26 protein-coding genes and 1 pseudogene are annotated in these 26,701 nt (G+C 35.8%); 6 read left to right on the top strand and 21 right to left on the bottom strand.

Going from position 1 to position 26,701, the window contains the following annotated elements; all coding sequences use genetic code 11:
- Positions 1-351: 351 nt before the first annotated feature.
- Complete coding sequence (locus NSS71_RS14000; protein ID WP_144546532.1) at positions 352-1,215, top strand: aldo/keto reductase; 864 nt, start codon at positions 352-354, stop codon at positions 1,213-1,215.
- 155 nt (positions 1,216-1,370) lie between these two features.
- Here the strand turns inward: NSS71_RS14000 and NSS71_RS14005 are convergent, their stop codons facing one another.
- The 9 genes from NSS71_RS14005 to NSS71_RS14045 form a co-directional block, all read right to left on the bottom strand.
- Positions 1,371-2,255 carry a carbohydrate ABC transporter permease gene (locus NSS71_RS14005; protein WP_144546531.1) on the bottom strand — a complete coding sequence of 295 codons (885 nt, stop codon included), beginning with the start codon at positions 2,253-2,255 and terminating at the stop codon, positions 1,371-1,373.
- Complete coding sequence (locus NSS71_RS14010; RefSeq protein WP_047942328.1) at positions 2,245-3,117, bottom strand: carbohydrate ABC transporter permease; 873 nt, start codon at positions 3,115-3,117, stop codon at positions 2,245-2,247. The genes NSS71_RS14005 and NSS71_RS14010 overlap by 11 nt, the downstream gene beginning before the upstream one ends.
- Positions 3,118-3,195: 78 nt before the next feature.
- Positions 3,196-4,509 carry an ABC transporter substrate-binding protein gene (locus NSS71_RS14015; RefSeq protein ID WP_235976232.1) on the bottom strand — a complete coding sequence of 438 codons (1,314 nt, stop codon included), beginning with the start codon at positions 4,507-4,509 and terminating at the stop codon, positions 3,196-3,198.
- Positions 4,510-4,546: 37 nt separating this feature from the next.
- Complete coding sequence (locus NSS71_RS14020) at positions 4,547-6,064, bottom strand: alpha-glucosidase/alpha-galactosidase (RefSeq protein WP_144546529.1); 1,518 nt, start codon at positions 6,062-6,064, stop codon at positions 4,547-4,549.
- Between the two features lie 109 nt (positions 6,065-6,173).
- Entirely contained in the window at positions 6,174-7,052 is an 879-nt protein-coding gene (locus NSS71_RS14025) for a helix-turn-helix transcriptional regulator (protein ID WP_047942330.1), read from the bottom strand.
- 551 nt (positions 7,053-7,603) lie between these two features.
- Positions 7,604-7,729 carry a hypothetical protein gene (locus NSS71_RS14030; RefSeq protein ID WP_095258636.1) on the bottom strand — a complete coding sequence of 42 codons (126 nt, stop codon included), beginning with the start codon at positions 7,727-7,729 and terminating at the stop codon, positions 7,604-7,606.
- A 93-nt stretch (positions 7,730-7,822) separates the two neighbouring features.
- A complete protein-coding gene (locus NSS71_RS14035; RefSeq protein ID WP_186325705.1) occupies positions 7,823-10,255 on the bottom strand; it encodes a heavy metal translocating P-type ATPase in 2,433 nt (810 codons plus the stop codon).
- Positions 10,256-10,338: 83 nt separating this feature from the next.
- Positions 10,339-10,545 (bottom strand): copper chaperone CopZ, encoded by a 207-nt coding sequence (copZ, locus tag NSS71_RS14040; protein WP_047942331.1) that lies wholly within the window; start codon positions 10,543-10,545, stop codon positions 10,339-10,341.
- Positions 10,546-10,557: 12 nt separating this feature from the next.
- Entirely contained in the window at positions 10,558-10,884 is a 327-nt protein-coding gene (locus tag NSS71_RS14045) for a metal-sensitive transcriptional regulator (protein ID WP_144546527.1), read from the bottom strand.
- A 142-nt stretch (positions 10,885-11,026) separates the two neighbouring features.
- Here NSS71_RS14045 and NSS71_RS14050 point away from each other — a divergent pair, with 142 nt between their 5' ends.
- The gene (locus tag NSS71_RS14050; protein ID WP_047942333.1) at positions 11,027-11,674 is read left to right on the top strand and encodes a GntR family transcriptional regulator; all 648 of its coding nucleotides are present in this window, start codon (positions 11,027-11,029) and stop codon (positions 11,672-11,674) included.
- A gap of 35 nt (positions 11,675-11,709) precedes the next feature.
- Here the strand turns inward: NSS71_RS14050 and NSS71_RS14055 are convergent, their stop codons facing one another.
- On the bottom strand, positions 11,710-12,159 hold the full coding sequence (locus tag NSS71_RS14055) for a MarR family winged helix-turn-helix transcriptional regulator (protein WP_144546525.1): 450 nt from the start codon (positions 12,157-12,159) through the stop codon (positions 11,710-11,712).
- Positions 12,160-12,312: 153 nt separating this feature from the next.
- Between NSS71_RS14055 and NSS71_RS14060 the strand changes: the two genes are divergently transcribed.
- Complete coding sequence (locus NSS71_RS14060; protein ID WP_321198349.1) at positions 12,313-13,773, top strand: MFS transporter; 1,461 nt, start codon at positions 12,313-12,315, stop codon at positions 13,771-13,773.
- A gap of 61 nt (positions 13,774-13,834) precedes the next feature.
- Here the strand turns inward: NSS71_RS14060 and NSS71_RS14065 are convergent, their stop codons facing one another.
- The 7 genes from NSS71_RS14065 to NSS71_RS14095 form a co-directional block, all read right to left on the bottom strand.
- On the bottom strand, positions 13,835-14,602 hold the full coding sequence (locus tag NSS71_RS14065) for a MerR family transcriptional regulator (protein ID WP_341151767.1): 768 nt from the start codon (positions 14,600-14,602) through the stop codon (positions 13,835-13,837).
- Positions 14,603-14,841: 239 nt separating this feature from the next.
- Positions 14,842-15,555 carry a GntR family transcriptional regulator gene (locus tag NSS71_RS14070; RefSeq protein WP_341151768.1) on the bottom strand — a complete coding sequence of 238 codons (714 nt, stop codon included), beginning with the start codon at positions 15,553-15,555 and terminating at the stop codon, positions 14,842-14,844.
- Between the two features lie 266 nt (positions 15,556-15,821).
- Complete coding sequence (locus NSS71_RS14075) at positions 15,822-16,547, bottom strand: DsbA family oxidoreductase (protein WP_047942338.1); 726 nt, start codon at positions 16,545-16,547, stop codon at positions 15,822-15,824.
- Positions 16,548-16,684: 137 nt separating this feature from the next.
- Positions 16,685-17,281 carry a nitroreductase family protein gene (locus NSS71_RS14080; RefSeq protein WP_047942339.1) on the bottom strand — a complete coding sequence of 199 codons (597 nt, stop codon included), beginning with the start codon at positions 17,279-17,281 and terminating at the stop codon, positions 16,685-16,687.
- Between the two features lie 150 nt (positions 17,282-17,431).
- Positions 17,432-17,965 (bottom strand): NADPH-dependent FMN reductase, encoded by a 534-nt coding sequence (locus NSS71_RS14085; RefSeq protein WP_095258633.1) that lies wholly within the window; start codon positions 17,963-17,965, stop codon positions 17,432-17,434.
- 139 nt (positions 17,966-18,104) lie between these two features.
- Positions 18,105-19,292, bottom strand: coding sequence for an aminotransferase-like domain-containing protein (locus NSS71_RS14090; protein WP_341151769.1), 1,188 nt, complete (start codon positions 19,290-19,292; stop codon positions 18,105-18,107).
- Between the two features lie 172 nt (positions 19,293-19,464).
- Positions 19,465-20,622 (bottom strand): GNAT family N-acetyltransferase, encoded by a 1,158-nt coding sequence (locus tag NSS71_RS14095; protein ID WP_341151770.1) that lies wholly within the window; start codon positions 20,620-20,622, stop codon positions 19,465-19,467.
- Between the two features lie 253 nt (positions 20,623-20,875).
- On the opposite strand from NSS71_RS14095, the gene NSS71_RS14100 reads away from it, so the two are divergent.
- Positions 20,876-21,067, top strand: a complete 192-nt coding sequence (locus NSS71_RS14100; protein WP_047943810.1) for a hypothetical protein — start codon at positions 20,876-20,878, stop codon at positions 21,065-21,067.
- A gap of 434 nt (positions 21,068-21,501) precedes the next feature.
- Here the strand turns inward: NSS71_RS14100 and NSS71_RS14105 are convergent, their stop codons facing one another.
- The 4 genes from NSS71_RS14105 to NSS71_RS14120 all read right to left on the bottom strand — a co-directional run bounded on the left by NSS71_RS14105 (position 21,502) and on the right by NSS71_RS14120 (position 25,520).
- A complete protein-coding gene (locus NSS71_RS14105; protein ID WP_047943809.1) occupies positions 21,502-22,575 on the bottom strand; it encodes a sulfate/molybdate ABC transporter ATP-binding protein in 1,074 nt (357 codons plus the stop codon).
- Positions 22,576-22,602: 27 nt separating this feature from the next.
- On the bottom strand, positions 22,603-23,475 hold the full coding sequence (cysW, locus tag NSS71_RS14110; RefSeq protein WP_341151771.1) for a sulfate ABC transporter permease subunit CysW: 873 nt from the start codon (positions 23,473-23,475) through the stop codon (positions 22,603-22,605).
- Between the two features lie 17 nt (positions 23,476-23,492).
- The gene (gene cysT / locus NSS71_RS14115; protein WP_341151772.1) at positions 23,493-24,338 is read right to left on the bottom strand and encodes a sulfate ABC transporter permease subunit CysT; all 846 of its coding nucleotides are present in this window, start codon (positions 24,336-24,338) and stop codon (positions 23,493-23,495) included.
- Positions 24,339-24,467: 129 nt separating this feature from the next.
- Positions 24,468-25,520: a sulfate ABC transporter substrate-binding protein gene (locus NSS71_RS14120; RefSeq protein WP_047943806.1), complete on the bottom strand. Its 1,053-nt coding sequence runs from the start codon at positions 25,518-25,520 to the stop codon at positions 24,468-24,470.
- Positions 25,521-25,877: 357 nt separating this feature from the next.
- Here NSS71_RS14120 and NSS71_RS14125 point away from each other — a divergent pair.
- Positions 25,878-26,057: pseudogene (locus NSS71_RS14125) on the top strand (MEDS domain-containing protein); the annotation flags it as partial.
- Positions 26,050-26,373 (top strand): hypothetical protein, encoded by a 324-nt coding sequence (locus NSS71_RS14130; protein WP_341151976.1) that lies wholly within the window; start codon positions 26,050-26,052, stop codon positions 26,371-26,373. The pseudogene NSS71_RS14125 and the gene NSS71_RS14130, both read left to right, overlap by 8 nt.
- Positions 26,374-26,701: the final 328 nt, after the last annotated feature.

A 26,701-nucleotide genomic window follows, 5' to 3' on the forward strand; every position in this document is an offset into this window, starting at 1 on the left:
ACTATAATATAAGGATTACAGCCTGTTGTTTGTTGGTACAGTACCCCTTTTAAGTGAAACTCAAACTAATTTTATGATAATTTGTAGTCACTTATTTTTAAGGGATTATTTTCATTGCGTCATTTGCCTAGATGCTTGCTGTTTTTAGCAAATTACTTGCGGGTTTCGGCATTTTTTTGCGGTTATTTATCTTTTCCTTGCGACTTTTCGCTTTTTACTTGCGACTCCGAACCTATTACATACGGCTCCCCCCCTTCGTACAATCCATGCATTTCATCTCAATTATTTGATAATCCCTCAAGAAAGCGCTACTCTTAGAATAGGAAAACTATATTCTAACGAGGTGAAAAGATGGAATTATCAATCAATTCAACAAAAAAACTAAGCAATGGCGTAGAAATTCCTTATTTAGGTTTTGGTGTTTTCTTAGTAAATGATCCAAAAGAATGTGAAGAAAGTGTCCTTGCAGCCATTAAAAATGGTTATCGCTCCATTGATACCGCTACAAGATATGAAAACGAAGAATTTGTAGGCACTGCGATAAAAGCTGCTGGTGTCTCTCGTGAAGAATTGTTTATCACTACAAAAGTGTGGGTAACAGATTTTGGTTATGAAGAAACAAAGAAGGCATTTCATGAATCTTTAAAGAAGCTTCAGTTAGATTATTTAGATCTTTATCTTATTCACTGGGCTGCACCTGGATTTGAAGAAACATGGAGAGCAATGGAAGATCTTTATGAAGAGGGGTTAATCCGCGCAATTGGTGTATGCAACTTCCAAATCCACCATTTAGAAAAATTAGCGGAAACAGCGAGAATCACTCCTATGCTAAATCAAGTTGAAACACATCCTCTTTTCCAACAGGTGGAACTAAGAAATTACTTAGCACAACATAATATTGCCCATGAAGCGTGGGCACCGCTTGGACAAGGTAAGAATGGATTATTCGATTTACCAGCTTTAACGGAGATTGCTAAAAAACACAATAAAACAGTTGCCCAAGTAATTCTAAGATGGCATTTAGAACGTGATACCATCATTATTCCTAAATCAGTTCATGAACATCGCATTATGGAAAATGCTGATTTATTTGGTTTTGCACTTGATTCAGAAGATATAAAAACCATTACTTCCCTCGATACAAACAAACGGAGCTTTGGGAATCCTGATGATATCGAACGGTTTAAAGCGATGCAGGAAGCTGCTTCAAAATAATGTTCCTATATTTAGTCTATTATTGAGTGGCAGGAGGCGTATAACCTCCTACCACTCCACCAAACACATTATAGTTCTGTGCATTTATCAGGAAAAGATTTTGCAGGAGCTTAAGATATATTAAAACAAACAATCAAATTATTAACCTCATATACTTATCCCTTCATGCCTGTTATGGATATTCCTTCAATTATATGACGCTGTGCAATAATATACACAATTAATACTGGAATAATAGATATAACTGTACCTGCCATCATTAACGACCAGTCAGCTGTATATAGCCCTTTAAAAGAATTTAATAATAAAGGTACAGTAAAGTTCTCAGGAGAATTCAGATATATCAAAGGATCAAGAAAGTTATTCCAAGATTGCATAAAAGTAAAGATACCAATGGCAGCTAAAGCAGGTCGAATTAATGGTAATATGATATTCCAATATATTCGAACATATCCTGCCCCGTCCATTATAGCTGCTTCTTCTAACTCTTTTGGAATTCCCATAACAAATTGTCTTAATAAAAATACTGCAAAAGCATTAAATAGTGCTCCTGGTACAATTAATGTTAAATGAGTATCTAACCAGCCTAATTTATCCATTACCAAATATAAAGGAATCATTGTAACCTGCTTTGGTATCATCATCGTAGCCAGAAATAAAATAAAAAGAAGATTGGCACCTTTAAAATTAATTTTTGCAAAGGCATAAGCTGCCATTGAAGCAGTGAATAATGTAAAGCCCACGATAATAACAGTAATATAAAAGCTATTAAAGTACGCTAAATTAAAGGGCATTGCCTGTAAAGAATCAAGAAAATTACTCCAAACAAAAGGATCAGGAATCCATTTTGGCGGAATAACAAATATTTGGGACATATCCTTTAAGGAGCTAAGGATCGTCCAAACAAACGGGAAGATCATTACTAGTGCCCCAATTCCCAATATAAAATGCAGAACTAATTTTGGGATAAATGTTCGTCTCTTACGTGCTTTTTGGATGTCAAATTTAGTATCAGTATTTAATTCATATTTATTCTCCATAAAACACCCACCTTTTTTGAAATTTAAATTGGATAAGTGTAAAGATTAAAATAATAACGAATAATATCATGGAAGCAGCGGCACTCTTTCCCATCGTAAAATCAACAAATGCCTGATCATAAATGTGGAAGACAATGGTATAACTTGCTTTTGCAGGTCCACCATTTGTCATAACAAATGCTTGGTCAAATACTTGGAAGGAAGAAATGATGGTCATGATTGTTACAAAAAAGGTAGTTGGTGTTAGTAATGGTAACGTTATGTGCCTAAATTTCTGAATAGCATTTGCCCCATCCATTTCTGCCGCTTCATAATAGCTCCTTGATATGCCTTGTAGTCCTGCCAAGAAAATTACCATGTTATATCCAAGCCCCCACCATATACTTAATAATGCAATGGAAGGTATTACCCACTTAGTATCAGTTAACCAATGAGGTCCAGTTATCCCAATATAGGATAACAATTCATTTAAAATACCGAAATCTCCATTTAGAATCCACATAAATATTACCCCTACAGAAACTGAACTTGTTACTACAGGCATAAAGAAAAAGACACGGTAGATTGCTTTACCTTTTACTTTATTAAGGGCAACAGCTAAAATTAGCGCTAACGCAATTCCAATAGGTACAACTAAAAACATATAATAGATTGTATTAACCATTGCCTTCCAAAAATCAGGGTTATTTATTTGATTAATATAATTAGATATTCCAATAAAGCTGCTACTCCCAAATCCACTCCAGTCTGTAAAGCTTAAATAAAAGGCATAGATTAATGGAACTAACGAAAAAAACAGCAACCCTAATAGCTGAGGACTAATAAAAAGAAAACCCCATAAATTCGCATTTTTTCTAGCCAACTGCCCCACACCCCTTTAGGAAAATATACCAAGAAGGTTTATCTTCTTGGTATATTCTCTCTTTTTAGAAAGATAGAATTATTTATCCACATACTGATTAATTATCTTAATTACCTTATCAATAGTAGTATCAGCGTCTTCTTTACCAAGGAACATTAAGTCAATTGTCTCCGATATTTCAGTCGTTAATCCTGCAAATTGGGCATCACGCGCAAAGTTAGAACCATGTGTAAAACCATTATTCCGCCCATCAAATAAATACTCCATATGTTTTTCACTACTACCTTCTAGTGCATTTTCATCTGCGGAAGGGAGAGATGGGAGTGCATTTCCGTCTTTTCCAGTTCTTGCTTCTTGCCCTTCTTTCCCAACATAATAAGACACAAATTTCATCGCTTCTTCCAAATGCTCACTTTTCTTATTTACTGACATATATGCCACTGGTACACTTACCATTTCTTGTTTTTCTTTAGTGTTACTCGGAAAATAGATATAATCATAATCTAAACTAGGATTTTGATCGAATTGGGGAGTAAACCAGCGACCGCCTGCTACCATACCTACTTGATTAGACATAAACATGGCGTCAACCCCTTGACCTTGTGGTAGCGAACCTGCATATACTGCATTTCCATTGGAAACTAAATCATGTAAAAAATGAAAGGTTTCCTTCGCTTTCTCATTTTCTGGTAATACAAAATTACCTTCTTCATCAAAGATTCTTCCTCCATTTGACCAAATCCAGCTATACCAATGCCCCTGCCAGTTTTCCATAATTAATCCTTCTTTTCCTGATTCCTTAATCTTACTAGTAACCTCAATAAATGTATCCCAGTTCCAATTGCCCTCTTCATAATATTCTTGTGGCGTTTTTAGACCAGCCTCTTTAAAAATGGTCTTATTATAATAGATAACCATCGGGTTTGCATCTGGAGCAACTCCATAGGTAATTCCTTCTTGTCTTGCTGGACCAAATAATCCTTCAGGAAACTCCTTTAAGTTCACATAACTTGCTTCACTATTAAAAAAATCATCCAATGGTTGTACCACATCTGCCTCTATCATTTGCGGCATAGTTGGCTCATGTGCATAAAACACATCTGGTCCCTTACTTCCTTGTAAAGAAGTCATTAGCTTTTGATCATACTGATCACTTGAAACCGGAACTAGTTTCACCTTAATATTAGGGTTTTCATCCATAAACCCATCAATTGCTTTCTGATAAACTTTTAATTCTGCAGGGTTTCCCCATGCTTGCATCGTTAATTGAATTGTTTTTCCATTTCCTGAACTGGTTTTACCACTGGAAGTACTATTACTGCTGCAACCGATTACAATAAACATAACTAAAAGTATCCATATCCCACTTTTAATTGGATTACTAATTTTCATCTAGTTACCTCCCAACTTATAGTTATCTTTAACTAAACTATAACTCCTTTATCTGCTTACTAACTGGGCGTTCTTTTGCTTTATCTGCTTCCCCTGCATTTTTATTTGCAGCTTCCCTGTCTTTCTCCATTTCTTCAATTGTTTTTACTTTTAATCTTGCTGCTCCACGATATTCTTTTGTCGGTAGAAGGTTCCCAGATTTCAGTCTAATTTTCGCTTCTGCTATTGCTTCTGCATATTGAGGGAGCCATTCTGCTTGAGCAACTAATAATTCATCAACCATCTGCCATATTTCTTTCGGATTACAAACCGCACCAACAAGTGGATCCATCATCATCGCTTGACGTAATAATTGATCATCACCTCTCACTGCGGCTTCCACTGCCAATCGTTGTACAGAAATACTCACATTACATACTGCTGCACATCCGAGTGGTAATTCTCCAACTAGAGGCATATTAATACCATTTCTATCTACATAGCCTGGTGCTTCAATAATAGCGTCATCTGGAAGGTTTGAAATTACTCCATTGTTAACCATATTAAAGTGACCTCGATATACTCTCCCTGTTTCAAGCCCTTCTAAAATATAGGAACCATGCTCTTCACTCCTATTCTCTTGCTTATATTCAAGAGCAGGATCCTTTAACCAATTAGGAAAATCAGTTTTAAACCAAGTACGCCCTTCTGTACAAACCCTTAAATACCCTCCAGTTTCTCCGTTAATCCATGACCCTAAATCAATCCATTCCCTTATTTCTTCTGGTCTTTTTCGATACCATGGAACATACTCACTGAGATGCCCATTGGACTCTGTACTGTAATAACCGAATCTGCGTAGCATGTCAATCCTTACTTTTTCTGTTCGGCTGTATTCTGGATGATTTTCAAAAGCAGTCAATAATTTACTAGTTTGGTCCTGTCCCTTATAGCCAACCTTGATATACCAAGTTTGATGATTAATACCAGCACAAATAATATCAAGGTCATTTTTGTCTTTTCCTAATACATTAGCGATTTGTCTATGCCCGCCTTGTACACCATGACATAAGCCAATAGTTCGGATACCGCCATATTTGTTACAAGCCCATGTTATCATTGCCATCGGATTTGCATAGTTTAATAGAAGACAATCCTCTTCTGCCACCTCTTTAATATCTTTGCAAATTTCTAACATTTCAGCTATTCCTCGTTGACCATACATAATTCCACCAGCACTTAACGTATCACCAACGCATTGATCTATTCCGTATTTCAAAGGTATCTCAATATCTTTTTGAAATGCAGACAGTCCTCCAATACGAACCACATTAAAAATATACTTTGCACCCAACAACGCTTCTCTGCGATTAGTAGTAGAATGAATAGTGATTTTCAAACCATTTTCATTAATGTCACGTTGGCATAGTTGCGTTACCATAGCCAAATTATCTTGATTTATGTCAGTAAAAGATACTTCCATGTTTCTAAACTCTGGTACAGAGAGTAAATCTCTTAATAGACCTCTCGTAAACCCAATGCTTCCAGCGCCTATAAATGTAACTTTAAATGCCATTTTAACCCTCCTTTTCGTTATATTTATGTTACCATCGGCAAAATGTAAACGCTTTAAATAATCTCATCTCTTCTTTAGATTTTTGTGTACTATTCTAACCTGTTAAAATTTAGTCTATGATCCCCTTCTTTCTTAGGGCTGAAGGAGTTATACCAATGTGCTTTTTAAATACCTTGCTAAAATATTGACTACTATTCATCCCAATAAAACTAGCAACTTTCGTAATCGGTATATCTGTTTGTGTAATAAGCATTTTCGCTTTCTCTATTCTAATCTTGGTTAAGTATTCAATGATGGTACATCCCATTGACTCCTTAAAAATTCGATGGATATAATTAGGGTGAAGATGAGTAATCGCAGATAGATGCTCTATTCTTATATCATAATCATAATTCTCATGAAGATATTCAATTACCTTTTTTAAATATAGATTCGATAGCTGTGTGGATTCATTTTTAGCTTGAACTACATTTCTTGCAATAAGTAATAATAACTGGGTAAAAAGTATATGAACCATTAAATAATTGTCGCTTGTATCATTCATCTGACTGTCTAACTCCAACACTAGATTTCTTAATGAGTGAAAAACACCGTTTCTATCTTTCAAAAAATGATAGGCCTCTTTCATTACTAGTAATTCTTGTAATTCTTTGCTTTCTTCTGCAAGCTCATTAATAGGAGGAAATGTACGATTCATTTCAGTTAATGCAAATTCCAAATTCAACATTCTACAAGGCTTATTTTTTTCAACAATCAAACGGTGGGGTACTTCACTATCAATAAAAATAAATTGATGCTTTTTCATTTGAAAATCTTGCCTTTCTACCTCCACCCGGCATTCACCAGATATAACATACATAATTTCCATAGAAGAATGCGTATGATTGGCCATATAAAATCCATCCCACTCTTTGAAGTAATAAGCAGTAACCTTAGGATGGTAACCTTTACTGCTACTAATTTGATATAAACTACCTGAGTTTATCATTATGTATTCCTCCCTCATTATTTTTTAAATAAAGAAGACAGACAGTTACCTTTTGAAGCTGTTTTTCTATGCTTATTAATTCTTTTAAATTTAAATCGCTAATTATTTCTGGAAAATTTTAAATTTTCCCTTTATCCTTATTTTTATCCTAACTTAAAAAAGGGTTAGAAAATAGAAAAGGCGGATATTTTTCTGTAGCGAAAAAAGAAAAGGCGAATCGTAAGCTAATAGTGAATAAAAATGGGAAGAACCAAAAAAGGTATACTGAAACGAAGCTTTCAGAAGAGGAAACAGCTAAGATTTACCATCAATCTAAGATTGATGAGAAGCCAGTTTTTAGATTCACAAACGCTATAGGCTTTTGAGAAATCCAGAGTTAAAAATAAAACTGGTTTAAGCATTAATAATCGCTGTGGGAAAATATTCCATTAATTAGGTGAAATTTTGCTAAAATTCCTTAAAGCAAGTAAAAAAAGTGAAATCACACCCGGCGACTTCACTTTTTTTACTTAAAGAGACTTGTGTTCCAACCTCTTTATTTTCATCAAATTTTATTGCTTCTTATTTGTTGAAGTCCACTGGTTATCTGTTGCTGTTTTATGCTGCTTTTTACTTGTAACTTCTGTATTAGCAGTTGCCCATTGGTTATTTACTTCAGACTTTTTCTGCTTCGCCATTATTCATTACCTCCCGCTAGAAATAATTACGTACTATTCTAGTATGAGATAAAGTGGCAAAGATTATGAAGCAAACAGAAAATTGTTTTGCTCTTATAGTTTTAAACGCTGCAAGCGAAGAGCATTTAGTACAACAGATACGGAACTAAAAGCCATTGCAGCACCAGCCAGCCATGGTGCAAGCAAACCAATTGCCGCAATTGGTATACCAAGCGTATTGTAGCCAAAAGCCCAGAATAAGTTTTGTTTAATATTTGTTATCGTTTTTCTACTGATTAAGATACTGTCTGCAATTGCTTGTAAATCTCCACGGATAAGTGTAATATCAGCTGCCTCCATGGCAATATCTGTTCCTGTTCCAATCGCCATCCCGATATCCGCTAATGCTAGTGCAGGAGCATCATTGATTCCATCTCCAACCATTGCCACTTTTTTTCCTTGTTGCTGTAGTTTTTTCACTGCTTCTGCTTTTCCATCTGGCAATACCTCTGCAATGATATGGTCAATTCCTGCTTGTCGTCCAATGGCTTCCGCTGTTTGCTGGTTATCTCCTGTAATCATCATGACATCAATGTTCATCTGTTTTAATCGTTTAATGGCATTTTTAGAAGTTTGTTTAATTGTATCGGCTACAGCCAGCAGTCCAGCATATTTGCCATTAACACTTACAAGCATTGCTGTTTTCCCTTGGGATTCCAGGTCTTTCATCATCGGAAGAATTTTCCCGACATTTATCCGGTAACGATCCATTAATCGTCGTGTTCCGACTAATAGTTCACGCCCATCCACATTTGCACGAATTCCGAAACCTGGGATTGCTTCAAAGTCAGCAGTTTCTCGCAGAACAATCCCTCGCTCTGTAATTCCTTTGACTATCGCCTCTGCAAGAGGATGTTCGGATTTGCTTTCCGCCGCTCCCACTAAAGAAAGTAATTCTTCTTCTTGCCATTCCGTTACTATATCTGTTAAGATTGGCTTTCCATTTGTTACTGTTCCTGTCTTATCTAATAAAATCGTATCAATTTTATGGGTCATTTCTAGGTGTTCTCCACCTTTAAATAATATCCCATATTCTGCAGCTCTTCCTGATCCAGCCATAATAGATGTCGGTGTCGCAAGCCCTAATGCACAAGGACAAGCAATAACTAAAACGGCAATCAGCTTTTCGAGACTTTCCGCAAAATCACCAGGTGTAATGATAAAATACCAGAAAAGAAAAGTAATCAGCGCAAGACTCACAACAATGGGCACAAAAATACCAGAAATATGATCGGCCAAACGCTGAATGGGCGCTTTCGAACCTTGTGCTTCTTCGACCACTTTAATAATTTGTGCCAGTGCGGTTTCTTTGCCAACCTTTGTTGCTTTTATTTTTAAAAAGCCATTTTTATTTATGGTGGCCCCTATAACAGTGTCCCCAGCCTGTTTATCAACTGGAATGCTCTCCCCCGTTAACATGGATTCATCAATGGCAGACTGTCCTTCGATAATTTCTCCATCAACAGGAATTTTTTCACCTGGTTTTACAAGCAGCATCTCACCAGCCACAACTTCTTCAAGCGGTATTTCCATTTGTTCTCCGTGGCGAATAACAACCGCTGTTTTTGCTTGAAGCCCCATTAATTTTTTTATCGCCTCAGAGGATCTTCCTTTTGCTTTGGTTTCAAATAATTTACCTAATAGAATTAAGGTAATCAAGATTGCACTTGTTTCAAAATAGAGCCCTGCAGGGTGGCCAGAATGTCCCAGTGTTTCAAAGGATAAATAAACGCTATAAAAATAGGCAGCGGAAGTTCCTAACGCAACTAGAACATCCATATTAGCGCTCTTATTTTTCAATGCTTTATATGCCCCTACATAAAACTGCTTCCCGACAAAAAATTGAATAGGAGTTGCCAATGCCATCTGAACCCATGGATTCATCAATAAATCTGGGACATATAGAAAAGAAGTAAAGGAAAAGTGGCCCACCATTGTCCATAAAAGAGGCAGTGATAAAATCATCGAGAAGATAAATTTTCGTTTTTGTCTCTTAAATTCTGCTTCTTTTTGATTGATGGATGCTTGTTTTGATTCTTTCTTCGTTGCCCCATAACCAAGCTTTGTTACTTTACCAATTAGTTCCTCAGGTACAACAGTGGCTGGATTATATTCTACCGTGGCATTTTCTAAAGCCAGATTAACGGTTGCTTTATTCACCCCAGCCATTTTATTAAGTCCTTTTTCAATTCTTGTTGCACATGCTGCGCAGGTCATTCCTGAAATGTCTAATTCAATTTTTTCCGTAACAATTCCATAACCTAACCCTTCCACTTTTTCTTTAATTTCGCTTGGGGAGAGTTCATCCACCCTATATTTAACTGTCGCTTTTTCCAGCGCCAAATTTACAGTAGCATTCTCTACACCTTGCATTTTATTTAATCCTTTTTCAATACGAGTTGCACAAGCAGCACAAGTCATTCCCGTAATTTCAAAGGTTTGTTCTTTTACTTGCTCTTTCCTTTTCATAACACTTTGTTCCGCCATATCACAAAACTCCTTATACCTATATAGGGTATATTTTATTGAAAATAAAAATGTGCAAAAAAACAGCACATTTCCTCTTTAAATTACTTTACATCATAACCTTGCTCATCAATTGTTTCCTTAATCATATCTAGAGTTACTTCATTTGCATTGTATGAAACATCAACTAATCCTTCTTTTAAATGAACTTTGACAGCAGAAACTCCATTAAGCTCTCCTACGCTTCCTTCTACCGCTTTCACACAATGATTACAAGACATGCCCTCTACTGTTAATGTTACATTTTCCATTTAAAACACTCCTTATTTTTTCATTAATTTCTGAATAGTTGTTAAAACCTCGTCGACTACTTCCATGTCGCCTTCTTGGATACGTTCAACAACACAGTTTTTTAAATGTCCTTCTAATAAAATCTTTGCTACACTATTTAAAGCAGATTGAGTCGCAGAAATTTGTGTAATAACATCATCACAATACGTATCTTTTTCGATTAACCCTTTTATGCCTCTGATCTGGCCTTCAATCCGATTTAGCCTAGTGACTAAGTTTTGCTTTACTTTATCTGAATGATGACTTTTTCGGTCACTCGTAATATGGCAATTATCTATTCCTTGTTCCTTCTTCTCCAATAAGTCTCCCCCCCTTCTTCCATATTCCACCTTATATTTATATCATACCCCCGTATCGTATAAATGTAAACAATAAAGTATGACAAAATAGTGAAAAATACTCTTTTTCCCTAATATAACCAAATTATGATATATTATTGCTATGAAAAATATTAGGCATATTCCTCGTCAATCATTAAGAGATCAAGTATACGAACAGTTAAAATCAGCAATCATTCATCTTGAATTAACACCAGGGGAAAGAATTAACGATAAGGCACTGGCTGAACAATTTGGTGTAAGCAGAACCCCTGTACGAGAAGCAATCAAAAAATTGGAGGATGAAGGATTAATTGTAACTTCTCCAGGTTCAGAAACCATTGTCAGCCTAATAGAAGTAGACCAAGCAATGCATGCCTTAACAGTCGTTGCCGCCCTCCATGCATTAGCAGCTAAATTAGCTTCTATTACTTTGTCTTCTACCGATGTCGAAAAAATGAAGGCCATTAATAACGAATTTGGTGAAGCACTCAAATCTGAGGATAAGTATAAAGCAATTCAAAAAGATGACCAATTTCATGCCGTTATTTTAGAAGCATCTCAAAATCCAGAAATAGTTATCGCTCTAGAACGACTTCTCCCTAAAATTCGGCGTTTAGAATTATTAAAATTTAATACTATCGATGGGAAAAAGTCGATCAAACAGCATCACGAGATTATTACATGTATTGAAAAGGGAAACAAATCCCTGCTTCCAACCTTAATCGAGAATAATTGGCTAAGCTTGGTCGAATATTTAGCAGAAAAATGAAAGTAGGAGGGGAATTTTTTATTCCCCTCCTACTTTCATTTTTCCTTCTCTACCGTCACCATATTACTCATTAATTCTGGATAAATCTTCAATAGTAAGGAAAGTAATTGCTGCTCCTCTTCTTCCGTTAGATTTTTCGTCATCTCTTTATTTAATCTTTCTAGCACTTTTTGTATCTCTGGAAAAATGTTCAATGCTTTTGTAGTTGGATATAAATTATTGACACGCCGATCGTTATCATCTGTATGCCTAACAATATATCCCACGCTTTCTAGATGTTTTACCGCTCTAGCTGTTGTTGCTTTATCAAATTTTAAAACAAAGGAAAGTTCGTCTTGATTAATTCCTGGTTTCGCAATAATTGTTTTCAAAAAAGCTTGCTGCCCACCATTTCCTAATTCATAAGGTTTTAATTCCTTGGAAAGGAATTTCTGATTCTGCCTGTGAATCATCGATACAATCCTTCCAATTGGTATATCGCTCATTATGTTCCTCCCCCCTCGGATAGTTTCGCTTCGGAAAGCGAACACTAAAATCACTGATTGTAGCATACAAAATAATAGTTGCCTGCGCAACTAACTTATTTTAAAATAAAGCAATAATAGTTGCTCATGCAACTAAATAAATGAGGTGATTATTTGCATACTTCTGTAACTGAAAATAAAAACGAAGGTCATCAGCGCCGATGGCTCATTTTTATTGTTTTAAATATATTCACATTTATGGGGACGCTCGATGCGAGTATTGTCAATATTGCGCTTCCGACTATATCTAAACAATTAAGTCTTGCTTTTGCTAACTCTCAATGGATTGTGATTAGTTATTTACTAACCATTTGTACCGTTATCCTTTTTTTCGGAAAACTGGGAGACATATTTGGGAAAATAAAAGTTTTTAAATGGGGATCTGTTCTGTTTATTATTGGTTCTTTTCTTTGTGGCTTGAGTGGTTCGCTTGCTTTTTTAATCTTTTCTCGAATTATCCAAGCAATTGGTTCAGCTATGACGATGGCAAATAGCCAAGGGATTGTGACAGAAATTTTTCCAGTTAAAGAAAGAGGAAAAGCCCTAGGACTTATTGGTACCTTTGTCTCTCTAGGAAGTATTACTGGACCAAGCTTAGGAGGAATTATTATTTCAAGTTTAGGATGGGAATACATATTCTGGATTAACATCCCCATTGGCGTTATTGCTATATCACTAGCATGGAAGACCCTGCCTAAGGATATAACACTAACTAAGACAAAAATCGATGTAGCAGGAAGTTTATTATTCAGCATTGCGATTATTCTCCTTATCGGCGGCTTACTGCTTGGTCAGCAATATGGCTACAACAACTGGATGATTATTGCTTCTATCCTAATCGGTTTGATTACATTCATCAGTTTTGTCATGGTGGAATATCGAAGAGAAAGCCCAATGTTAGAACTCTCGATTTTTAAAAATCCACTTTTTTCTATTAGTATTTTTTGTGCATTTATCGTTTTTATTGCGAACTTCTGCTTTAATATCCTATCACCATTTTACACACAGGACATTCTTGGGATGTCTGCATTACATTCAGGATATATTCTGATGCTCTTTCCGATTACGATGGCCATTGTGGCTCCAATAAGCGGCTCGTTATCGGACAAAATTAGCGGTCAGGCCATTACTTTTGCTGGATTATTAGTAATGATTGCTGCTCAAATTGGACTAACATTCCTTCATGAAGGAAGTTCTATAACTCACCTTGCCTTGTGGATTATTATGCTTGGAGCGAGTTCGGGCCTCTTCCAATCCCCTAACAATTCGCTAATTATGTCAACCGTAGAGCGAAAGCAGTTAGGAATAGCTGGAAGCATTAATTCACTTGTTCGAAACTTAGGAATGGTTGTTGGTATTTCTCTTGCTACAAGCATCTTATTCTCTGTGATGAGCATGAAAGCAGGATACCGAGTAACTGCCCTGATTCCTGGTAGACCTGATATTTTTCTAAGCGGTATGCATGTCGTATTTCTTGTATCCAGCAGCCTTTGTTTCATTGGTTTGCTTCTCACCGGCTGGAGATATGCTGCATCGCACAAAGCGGATGAAAAAAAAGTTCGAAACGCTTCTTAATCGATAACTTGTTAAGAAAGCTCCTTGATTTTCATCAAGGAGCTTTTTCATTAACTAGCTATTAATCAGAATCCATACCGGTATAAATTAAAATAGCTTCGCGTAAAAACGCTGTCGTCCCTACTTGCACCTTATCATAATATGCCGTAAATCGTTCATCAGCAATATACATATCAGCAAGTCCTGCATGTGCCTCTTTCTTGTATTCTGGCCAATTGAAGGTTAGCCATTGGCGATGTAAATCAGCAGCATTCTGAGCAGCTTTCCCAGCAGGATTTCCTTCTTTTAGCGCTTCTTTAAGAGTGGAAAAAAGCTTATTTTCTATCTCTATCATATTGCGGTAATCCTCTTCAGACATATTCATTAGTTTCGCATTAGATTGGTCGATAATTTTTTCGCCATACTTTTCTCGCAGTTCTTTCCCATACTTTGCTTCATTATCAGAAATCAGCTTATTCTTAAAGCCCTCGAACTTTTCTTTATCAGACATTGTCATACTCCCTTCTAATGTTTTCATCGTTTTCTCAACATTTTCAATCAATTGTATTAACTGTTTATGCTTTGCCAGAAGTTTTTCGTGATGCTCCTTTAACGCTTCTTTGACGTCAAAAGAAGGAGAAGCCATCATTTTTTTTATTGTTTCTAATGGAACATCTAATTCGCGGTAAAAAAGAATTTGCTGTAACCTATCTACTTCATTTGGTCCATAAATCCGATATCCTGATGAATTGATTCTCGCCGGCTTGAGAAGATCAATTTCATCATAATAGCGTAATGTTCGTGTGCTTACTCCAGCTAACTTTCCTAATGCCTGTACGGTATATTCCATCTTTTCATCTCCTGACTATTCCATCATAAAAGATTAACGTAACGTTAAGGCAAATTGTTTTTTTCATACTTGAACAAAAAAGCAGTTATCACATCGAAGGATAACTACTTTTTTGATTAAAGACAATCAATCTCTCATTTAATTAGTTAAGGAAAAGGATTTCGTCATTCCACCTTGTTTGTATCCAATGATATAAAAACAGACTAAATGAATTTTCCCTATAGTGTTGAGCCACCAATTTATCTTTTTAAATTTACAGTTGTTACTTCAAATTTGTCATAGCGGTGACGGGAAAAGGAATATTCAAATGGAACGCCATTGTTTAAATATCCTACATGCTCTACTTCTAGAATTGGATCATTTAATTCACATTCCAGATGTTCATGGTCCAATTCTGTTGATTTACATGCTCTTATTTTTCGATGGGAACCAGCTATGGTTAACCCTAATGTTTTGGTAATATGCTCATAAACCGATCCATATAACACTGCATCATTTAATCCCGAAATAACTGTCGTTGGCATATAAGTAATTTCTAAAACATATGGTTCTCTTTTTACAGATCTTAATCGGATTAAATAATATACAGGTGTTTTAATATCTATCGCTAAGTGGGCTGCAACCTCCTCGGAAGGAAAATGGACTTCAAATTTAATAATTTTGCTTTCAATCTTTTCGCCATCCAATAGCTTGGAAAGTCCAGTTATTTCATTTGTTAACACATTTACTCTGCTAGCATGCAAAGCGGATTGAACTATAAAGGTTCCATGCCCTCTTTTTCGATAGAGCAGCCCTTCCATCACTAGTTTGTCCAATGCTCTTTTCATTGTCATTCTACTGCAAGAAAACTCTTTAGATAATGATATTTCATCCGGTATTGGATGATCCAATGGGTAATAATTTTCTTTAATTCGACGTTTTACTTCGACTGCAATTGCTTCATACTTGTTCATACACGAGCCACCTTAATTAAGAAGAAATAATTCTAAATATGTTATTTGTTATTTTAATTATAAACATTTATCTTTAAAAGTCTATACTTTAAAAACCAACCCTTAGTATATCTATTTATAGTATAGTACATTTTCTTATAAATCGTATACTTTTTTAAAAACGCTTTCAAAAAAAAAAAAAAAAAAAAAAAAAATAACAAAGAGAGATAGCCATCTCTCATGCGACTATCCCTTGCTCTTTTTTATTTATTCTTATCGAATATTGGTTATTTCTTCGGAATTTCGCAGCCTTCATCTGTACAAATAGCACCTTCTGCATCAGTTCCTGAAAGATCTTGAAATTTAGGGGCTGGATGGTCTTCCTGCCACACTTGTTCAAGCACACGTTTGAAAGTCTCTGTAGGCTGCGCACCAGAAACAGAGTATTTTTGATTGATTACAAAGAATGGGACACCAGTTACGCCGATTTGGCTAGCAAGCGCTTCGTCTATTCGGACATCATTAGCAAAGCTTGTGGAATCAGCCAATACTTGTCTTAGTGCTTCCTCTTCCAACCCTACTGATTTCCCTATTTCCACCAAAGTATCTGGATCACTTATTAGTTTTCCTTCTGTAAAGTAGGCATGCAATAACTGCTCGGTTAGCTCTTTATCTTTTCCAACCGTTTTCGCATACTTTGTTAGTCGATGGGCATCAAATGTATTGGTAGGTTTCATATTATCAAAATCATATTTCAAGCCTGTGCTTGCAGCTTGACTTCCTACATTGTTATTAGCATTTTTTGCTTCTTCAATACTCATTCTGTATTTACCAGCAAGTACTTCATGAATACTTTTACCACTGTAAACTTCAGCATTTGGATCTAATTCAAAGCTCTTAAATTCTACTTCCACTTGATCTTTATAAGGAAATTGCTCTAAGGCAATCTCTAAACGGCGTTTTCCTATATAACAAAATGGACACACAAAGTCTGACCATACTTCAATTTTCATCATTTCACCTTCTTCATAATGATCCTATAATCCTATCACACCAACAGAAATATTACTTCTATTTTGCTTTAGGTAATGCTGCCCATCTCTTACTAATAGAAAAACCCCTGTTACAGGAGTCCTTCTGGTTATCTTGTTTATTTATATATTTTCACGCGATCCTCTAATGGTTTGAATTCTTTTTCTCCTGGTTCTGCTATTGGCTTGCCGAATGGCATTTGGGCAACAAGCTTCCAAGAAGAGGGTATCGACCATTCTCCTTGTACTGCCTCATCAATAAGTGGATTGTAGTGTTGTAAAGAAGCTCCGAATCCCACTTCCTCCAGAGCAGTCCAAATGACTAATTGATGCATGGCATTTGTTTGATTAGCCCAAACAGGAAAATTCTCAGCATATAGGGCAAATTGTTTTTGTAGTCCTTCTATCACTTCCTGATCTTCGAAGAACAAAATCGTTCCATATCCTGCTTTAAAAGAATTTATTTTTTCTTTTGTAGAAGAGAAATTCTCAGCAGGAACAATTTTTTCTAACTCACTTGCTGTCATATCCCATAGTTTATCATGCTGTTCCTGTAATAAAACCACTACTCTTGAACTTTGAGAATTAAAAGAAGAAGGCGTATGTAGCACAGCTTCATTTACTATTTCTTGGATTTTTTCATCCGACACAACAGCTTCTTTGCTTATACCATAATAGGAACGACGATTTTTTATTGCTTCTAAAAATGCACTCATTTTTTCCTCCAGTAAAAAATTTTTTCTTCTATAATATTACCCATTTGTCTTATTCTTAAAATGACTTCTAAAAAATTTTACAAGGCTTTATCTCTTCGATATTTCTCAAAAAAGAGAGTAATCTTTAAAAGGCTTACTCTCTGTACTGCATTATCCACGAATGGTTTTTAATGCAGTGCTCCAAGCGACTACTTGGTCAAGCATCGCATTCATATTTTCTAAATGTAGAGGTGCTGGTTTAAAGGTTGTAAAGTTCTCAAAATCTGTAAATAGTGAAAGGGTAGGATGAACGCGAACATCTGCAATATGTAATTCGCCCAGAATTCCTCTTAAGTGTTCTGCTGCACGTGCACCACCTGTGGATCCATAACTTACGATTCCTGCTGCTTTATTATTCCATGCTTCTCTTGCAGAATCTAATGCATTTTTTAATGCGCCAGAAATACTGTGATTATATTCCGCTACAACAAATACGAAGCCATCCAGGCTTGCTAACTTTTCATTCCATGCTGCAACATTCTCTTGTCCTTCAGCTGCACCTAAAAATGGTAAGTTAAATTCGGCAATATCAACGATTTCATATTCGGCATCGCCACGCTTGTCAGCAATTTCCTTTACCCATGCCCCAACTTGTGGACTTACTCTTCCTTGACGAGTGCTGCCTAAGATAATTCCAATTTTCATCATCCAACCTCCAAATTTTTAAAATATTATTACATTTTTTATCCTAATACTGAGATTATTTAATTGCAAGCAAAAACACTTACTATTATTCAAAACGTTATTAAAAGTAACTAACTTGTACTTATGTTATTTAAGAGTTCTAACAAACGTCCTTGACTATTTCCCCCAAATTTGTAATTCCCTTTATAATCTTTTCTTCTGACATATAAGAATAATTTATTCGGCAATGATTTTTCTCTTGCTTATTAGGGAAAAAACTCTCTCCAGGAACATAGGCAACCTTAGCGATTGGTAAACTGTGTTCCTGCATGAGTATTTTTGTATCGATATGCTGTGGAAAAGTAAGCCATGTAAACAATCCTCCCTGTGGATTTGTATAGGTAATACTATTAGGAAAAGTATCGCGTAAGGTTTGGAACATTACTTCTTTTTTCTGTTTATACGTTTCACGAATATGGGCAATATGTTCATCTAAATCATACATGTCCATAAATCGGTTCACTGCATACATATTTAAGGTAGAATTTTGTGTATCGGAAGCCATTTTTAATAGGCTTAGTTTTTCTGCTAAATCACGATTAGCAATTAACCAACCTAGGCGGAGACCTGGACTAAGAATTTTTGAGAAGCTGCCAATATGAATCACTCTTCCCTCTGTATCAAAACTTTTAATCGCAGGCAAATCCTTCCCTTCATAACGTATTTCCCGATATGGACTATCCTCTACGATAACCACATTATATTTATTGGCTAAGCTTACTAGGGCCTTTCTTCTCTCTAAGCTCATTGTCACACCTGTAGGATTCTGAAATTCAGGAACCGTATAGATAAGCTTGGCATTGGGATGCTTCTGTAATGTCGCTTCAAGCTCGTCCATACGCATCCCATTTTCATCCATCGAAACACCTACATATTCCGGTTCATATGGGTTAAACGCAGCAAGTGCTCCTAGAAAAGTCGGATTCTCTGTAATTATGATATCTCCTCTATCGATAAATGCTTTAGCTGTAAGGTCTAAACCTTGCTGACCTCCTTGAATAATAAAAAGATTATCAACACTACAGCTTATCCCAATCATTTTTACTCGACTTACAAGCTTTTCTCTTAATGACATTAGCCCCTCTGTCCCTGTGTATTGAAGCGCTAACTTTCCTTCTTCCTGCAAAACCTGATCATACACCTTCCTTAATTTTTCAATAGGAAAAATTTCCGGGTCTGGATATCCGCCCCCAAATGAAATAATAGCTGGATCTCCCCCTAATCTTAATAATTCGCGGATAGCTGATGGCTTTACTCTTTCTATTCGATTAGCAAATTTATATTTCATTTTGTCCTCCTTATGTCTATTCCCCTCTTTTTATTGTAGGCGGAATTTTCAGTATATTTATTCATTATATGGTAATGTTTCAATCTTGGAAATATTATTTTTTAAGATATGAGTGGATAATGGCAAAATAAAAGCTATTCTCTTCCATAGAGAATAGCCTTTTAAAGAAAAATTATATTTTGGTTGGAGTGATTTTTTTTATCCTTTTTTCCATCGTTACCGCTTTGACGGACAGCCCATTAGGATTAGGAGCTGTCTCTTCTTTTGTGATGACAAATCCTATTTTTTCGTATAATTGGATATTTTTTAGGACATTCGCTCTTACTTTACACACTACTTTCTGCTTGCCATTTTGGATGGCATATTCTTCTATCCAAGCTAGCAGTTTTTTAGCTATTCCTTTCCCTCTTGCTGACGGAATGACAGAAAGTCTGGAAAAATAGAGAGAATCATCTTGAAGCTGCAGACGAGAAGAACCAAGGGGAACATCATCTATCCAACATATGATTGCTTGCTCTGTTCCATTTTTAAGAGCATAAAGGAATTTGTCAGCTGGTTCCGTTAGTGCACTAGAAGGTACCTCGCTATAACGGTAATCTTCAAATGCTTCTAGCATTAGTCTATGAACAATCGGAGCATCTTCTTCTGTCACAAGCCTTATCCGCTCTTTTCGCTTCCTATCTATTAAGATACCCTTTAAGGAAGAAATACTGCCTGCAATAAATGTTGCCTTTACTTTGTTCAGCTCGTCATAGGACCCATAGCCGTAAGTAACACCGATTGAATCTATTCCTGCATTGTTCGCTCCAATAATATCATGTTCCCGATCTCCTATCATCACAAACTCTTCAGGCTTATACGCAGGATACAATTCTAATATGTATTGAATTATTTCTGTTTTCGATGATCTAGTGCCATCCAAATTACTTCCAATTATGTGGGTAAAGTACGTTTCTATTTGAAAATACTTCAAAATCTTTTCTGCGAATATAGTTGGTTTTGAAGTTGCCACAATCATAATACAGCCTTTTGCTCTTAAGCTTTCAAGTAATGGAATAATTTCAGGATATAGTTCATTTTCATACATTCCTAACTGCGTAAACCTCTCTCTATAATAGGAAATCGCTTGATCCGTTATTTCTTGATTATAACCATAATATTCCATAAATGATTCTTGTAGAGGTGGTCCAATAAATCTTTCTAGTTTACGTAAATCAGATTCTTCCTTTCCAAGCTTTTGTAGTGCATATTGAATAGATTTTGTTATTCCTTCTTTAGGATCTGAAATCGTACCATCTAAGTCAAATAATATTATTTGATAATCCCTCATTAAGACACCTCTTTTTCTATACTAAAAAACTCAAAATTCTCAATCTTCTCATCCTTTTGCCCTATTATAACGAATGGTTCCCCTCGCCTCAATAGAAATTTTGCCATACAAAAAAATACGATTGTTTATTTTAATTCCTTCTTAACCACTATGAATAGTCAATTATTTGTTGTATAATAAAAGAAAGCTTCGGCAAACTTAATAATTATTATTCTAGTGCACTCAAATTCACTTATTAATAGGAGGAAGTAAAATGGTTTACTATGATAAATCGAAAACCGTTAAAAATATATTGATCCAAAAGATTGTTTGCAATAGCGGTCTCTCCTCTGAAATGCTACAAAATCTCTCTATTCCTGAATTAAAAGAAACATTAAACAAAGTTTACCCCAGCACACATCCACATAATGGCTGCGGTTCTCTTAAATGGAAAAAAGTACGATAATTTCACATACAACCAAAAGGAGAGTGGGACATAACAAAATAATTATTGGAGAAAGACGAACAATCTCTAAATTAGTAGGGAAACCAATTCATTCCATTACGCTACAGACACTCTATGCGCCAGTGAGCAAACTAAGCCTGTGGGGTCTTAGGCTTTGCTCTACTTCCCGCAGGAGTTGAGTGTCCTCCGCTCCATTTCACTACTCCGTTTTTAAAGATTATTTAGTTCTAGCATTTTTTTCAAAAGAAAATAAAACGGAGCAGACTGAATACACTGCGCTCGGAAAGCGCAGTGTATTCAGTCTGCGGCGATTACCACAAACCTTCTTTCTTAAAATAAATAAAAAACCCAAACAATTATACGATTTTTTTTAGTGTACACATATAATTGTTCGGGATTAAATTTAATTGAAATACTTATGTCTTAGTATGTTTTTATATGGAGAAATCTTCTGGAATAAATACTTTTAATTGATTGGGCTTCACGTAAACCTGGTCTTTTAAATGAATAGAAAGTGACCGATACATTTCTTTTGTAATTTCTGCTTCTAAAAATTCATCTGAATCCTCTCTCTTTAATTCTAAATGGACAATCGGACCGACTATATGAATATGATGAATCGAGGCTAAAATTGAATCATCTCCTTGTTCTTCTTTACTTATATGAATATCATGGGGACGAACATATCCTATTGCTTGCTTGTTATGTTCATGCTTCCATTCTGGAACAGAAAAACTACTCTTTCCTTGAATAAGCTTTCCAGCTTCAAGTCTGCCATAGAATAAGTTTACATTGCCGAGAAAGTCATATACAAACGGACTATTTGGGTGTTCATACACTTCTTCCGGTGAACCAATTTGCTCTATTTTCCCTTCATTCATAACAACTATTCGATCAGCGACGTCCAGTGCCTCTTCTTGGTCATGGGTAACAAACACACTTGTAATATGAAACTCATCATGTAGCCGCCTTAACCACCGTCTTAAGTCCTTTCTAACCTTTGCATCTAACGCACCGAACGGCTCATCCAGCAATAGCACCTTAGGCTCCACTGCCAATGCCCGTGCTAAGGCGACTCGTTGCTTTTGGCCTCCAGATAATTGGGAAGGATAGCGGTTTTTTAATTCTTCCAGTTTCACTAATTGTAATAATTCATTTACCTTTGATTCGATATCATGCTTTGCAGGTCGGTCTTTTTTTGGTCTTACCTTTAGTCCATAAGCAATATTATCAAAAACAGTCATATGGCGAAAAAGAGCATAATGCTGAAAAACAAACCCAACATTTCTCTCCTTTGTGCTTATTTCCGTCATATTATTTTCTCCAAAGTAAATGACTCCTTGATCCGCGGTCTCCAATCCAGCAATAATTCTTAATAGAGAGGTTTTTCCGGACCCTGAAGGACCTAGTAAGGCAACTAATTCCCCTGAATTAATTTCTAAATGTATATCCTTTAATGCTTGGAAAGAACCAAATGCTTTTGAAACATCTTTTATTAAAATACTCATCCCTATTTCCTCCTCTCATATGACTAATTATTCATAAGCTGTTTTTTTGGTCTTCCACTCTAGTAAGCTTTTAATAATTAAAGTGATAATAGCTAATATCGACATAAGTGTTGCGACTGCGAATGCAGCGGCAAAACGATACTCCCCATACAAGATTTCTATATGCAGAGGCATGGTATTTGTCAATCCACGAATATGGCCTGAGACAACAGACACAGCTCCAAATTCTCCGATTGCTCTTGCATTACATAGAATAACTCCATATAATAATCCCCACTTTATATTCGGCAATGTTACATACCAAAACGTTTTCCAGCCTCCTGCCCCGAGTGTCAGTGATGCCTCTTCTTCTGAAGTTCCTTGTGCTTGCATTAAGGGAATTAATTCTCTTGCAACAAACGGTAAGGTAACAAAAACAGTTGCAAGGACAATTCCTGGAACAGCAAAGATAATTTTTATATTATGGGCTAAAAGCCATTCCCCAAACAAACCATGGGTACTAAAAAGCAGCACGAATACCAATCCAGCTATTACTGGCGATACGGCGAAAGGTAGATCAATTAATGTAATGAATAGATTCTTTCCTTTAAAATGGAACTTTGATACAGCCCACGCTGCAGCAACTCCGAAAATCGCATTTAACGGTACTGCAATCACTGTTACCAATAAAGTAAGCTTTATTGCAGCTAAAGCATCAGGTTCAGTAATTGCTGCAAGATATAGCTTAGCCCCTTGATCAAATGCTTGAATAAAGATAGTCGCTAAAGGTAGCAACAAAAACAAGGCCAAGAATAAAAGTGCAGCACCAATGAGTACCCAACGCAGCCATTTTGGCTCTGAAGTATTTGATGTAGTTTGAATTGGTGTGGATACTTGCTGTAATCGCACATTTCCTGCCATATTTCACTCCTCCTTTCTTAATTTGGCGTCATATTTCGATTTGTCCACCACTGTAATAGATTTATGCAGAAAAGCAAAATAAAGGAGATAAATAACATGACAGATGCAATTGCAGTGGCACCCGCATAGTCATACTGCTCCAGTTTCGTAATTATTAATAATGGCGTAATTTCTGTTTTCATCGGCATATTTCCCGCGATAAAAACAACAGAGCCATATTCTCCTAACGATCGTGCGAATGCCAGCGTAAATCCTGCAAGAATTGCCGGCAGCAGCTCTGGAATAATTACTTTAATAAATGTCTGGAGCTGTGATGCGCCAAGGCTTGCTGATGCCTCTTCTATCTCCTTATCTAAATTTTGCAAAACCGGCTGAACCATCCGAACGACAAAAGGCAATCCAATAAAGGTTAAGGCAATAGTTACCCCAATAGGCGTAAAGGCAACCTTAAACCAAAGGAGACTGCCTATCCATCCATTTGGAGCATAAAGTGTTGTCAGTGCAATCCCTGCCACAGCAGTTGGAAGTGCAAAAGGCAAATCAACTAATCCATCCACCATTCTCTTGCCTGGAAAGGGATAGCGAACTAATACCCATGCAAGCAGCACACCAAATACTACATTTATTAAAGCAGCCGTAAAAGAAGCTCCAAAGCTTAATTTATAGGAGGCAACTACCCTTGGATCTAGGACCGTATCCCAAAACCTCTCCCAGCCCATTTTGGTTGTATTAAAGAAAATCATCGTTAATGGCAAAATGACCAATATACTTAGATAGAGCATAGTATATCCCAAGGACAAACCAAAGCCAGGAAGAGCATTATTCATTTTAATCCTTCTTTTTTGTTTTTTTCCTTTCCTCATTTCTTCACCTCTTTAGCTTGTAAATTAAATTGTTTTACACAAATTCATCATCATTCCCATATAACTGTATTAAAGGGAATGATGATGTAAAAATATGTTTCTCATAAAAATGCCCTTTTTCTCGTTCACTTAATTAGAAGGTATATAGATTTGATCAAATGTCCCACCATCACTAAAATGTTTTTCTTGTGCCTTTGTCCAGCCGCCGAAATCATCATCAATCGTAACTAATTCTATCTCTTCGAATTGATCTGCATATTTTTTTAACACTTCTGGATTCCTTGGACGATAATAATTTTTTGCAGCAATTTCCTGTCCTTCCTCACTATACAGAAACTGAAGGTACTCTTTGGCAACTTCTGTTGTTCCTTTTTTCTCTGTAATTCCTTCGACAACCGCTACTGGCGGCTCCGCTAAAATACTAAGAGATGGACTAACAATTTCGAACTTTTCTTTTCCTAACTCATCAATTGCTAAATACGCTTCATTTTCCCATGCTATTAAAACATCACCTATTCCTCTTTGAACAAATGTGTTCGTAGAATCTCGCGCTCCTGAATCAAGAACTTCTACATTTTGAAATAGTGCTTTAATAAATGCTTTGATTTTCTCTTCATCGCCATTAAACTGTTTGGCAGCATAAGCCCATGCAGCTAGATAATTCCACCTTGCTCCACCGGAGGTTTTAGGATTAGGTGTAACAACAGAGACATCAGCTTTAATTAAATCATCCCAATCCTTAATATTCTTGGGATTTCCCTTTCTGACAAGAAACACAATAGTTGACGTATAAGGTGTAGAATTACTTTCAAACTTTGTTTGCCAATCTTCTGGAATAGCTCCTCTTTCCTTTACAATGGCATCAATATCACCTGCTAATGCTAGTGTAACTACATCAGCTTCGATACCATCAATTACTGCTCGAGCTTGCTTTCCAGATCCGCCATGAGATTGTTGTATCGCTACATCCTGGCCGGTTTTTTCTTTCCAATGTCTTGTGAATGCTTTGTTATATTCTTGGTAAAGTTCTCTCGTGGGATCATAGGAAACATTCAATAGTTCTATCTTAGAAGCATTAGTATTTTCTCCACTACTTTTTTCGCCACTGCATCCAGAGAGTACTAGTGATGCAGCTAGGAGAATGGTAAACATCTTAACAAATGATTTGACCTGTTTTTTCATAAAATAACTCCCCCTCTTTTGCAATAAAAAAGGCTGTTACCCTCTTTATTTAAGGTAACAGCCTTCAGTTTATCTGATCAGCATTCTTCCAATTGGAATATTAAATATTTTCAATAAATTTATTATTATTAATTTATACTCATTTCTCTTATAAGTCAACTAGGAATTATATTTTTTCTTAGTGTATTATTTATCTAACTACCATCCTTATTTAACTAGTTATCTTTCCATGGAAAAACTCTATAATAGAATTATTATTTAATAAAGAGGTGCATAATTGGAAAATAAAAAAAGCTGTTTCTTGAAGGGAAAGAAAAATTACATGTTTTATTCTTTTATACAGGCATGCGAAATTATATGGAAGAAGTCCTGCGCTTTATTTATGCTGGTATCGAAGCAAGAGAATATGTAATCCTTATCGACAATGATCGAAATTGCAAAAGGATATTCGAACAATTAAAATACAAAATTACATCTTCGCAATTGAAACAGATCCATTATGTAAATAGCTTAGATTTTTATTTTTCAAGTGGAAGTTATCATCCACCAGCTATTACAGATTATTTTAATAAAATGGTTCAGCCTTATCTGGATCAAAGTATTCCCTTTCGATGTAGAATGGGCAACGATGGAAGAGCCTTTTCATTTAATCGGAAATTTTGAGAAAATAGTTAATAACGCTGCCAACCACATTTCCTTTCCATTAATTTGTGCTTATGGAGAATGGAAAGTGCCAAGTGTCTTAGAAACTATCTTGCACGAGACTCATCCTTATATTTTAAAAGATGATAAGCTTATTTCATCAAAAAAATACATAACAGATACACCCTTTTATGAAAAAGACGACAATTGAACTTGATTGATACGTAATTAATCGTTTAAAGGAGTAGGAGCAATCACAGTCTTTAATAATTGCTCCTACTCCTTCCCATATATCTCCATTCCTCACTGCCTCCTTTTGCTTCTATTAAACCTCAAATCTGATCTCTATGATTTCCATTAGATTAAAAAAAGCTCGCATAATTTTTTTTACATATTTCACCACGAAATCCTTTACTCTACTAATATGTTAAATTATTTTATTGACAACTTCTTTTTTGGTATGGTAAATTTTATACATTAGTTTATCACTCTAATATATTATCGAACTAAAGGATTTTAGTTTTATAGATTTTTTGTAC

The organism is Niallia sp. FSL W8-0951 (assembly GCF_038006525.1).
Lineage (GTDB): Bacteria > Bacillota > Bacilli > Bacillales > Cytobacillaceae > Niallia > Niallia circulans.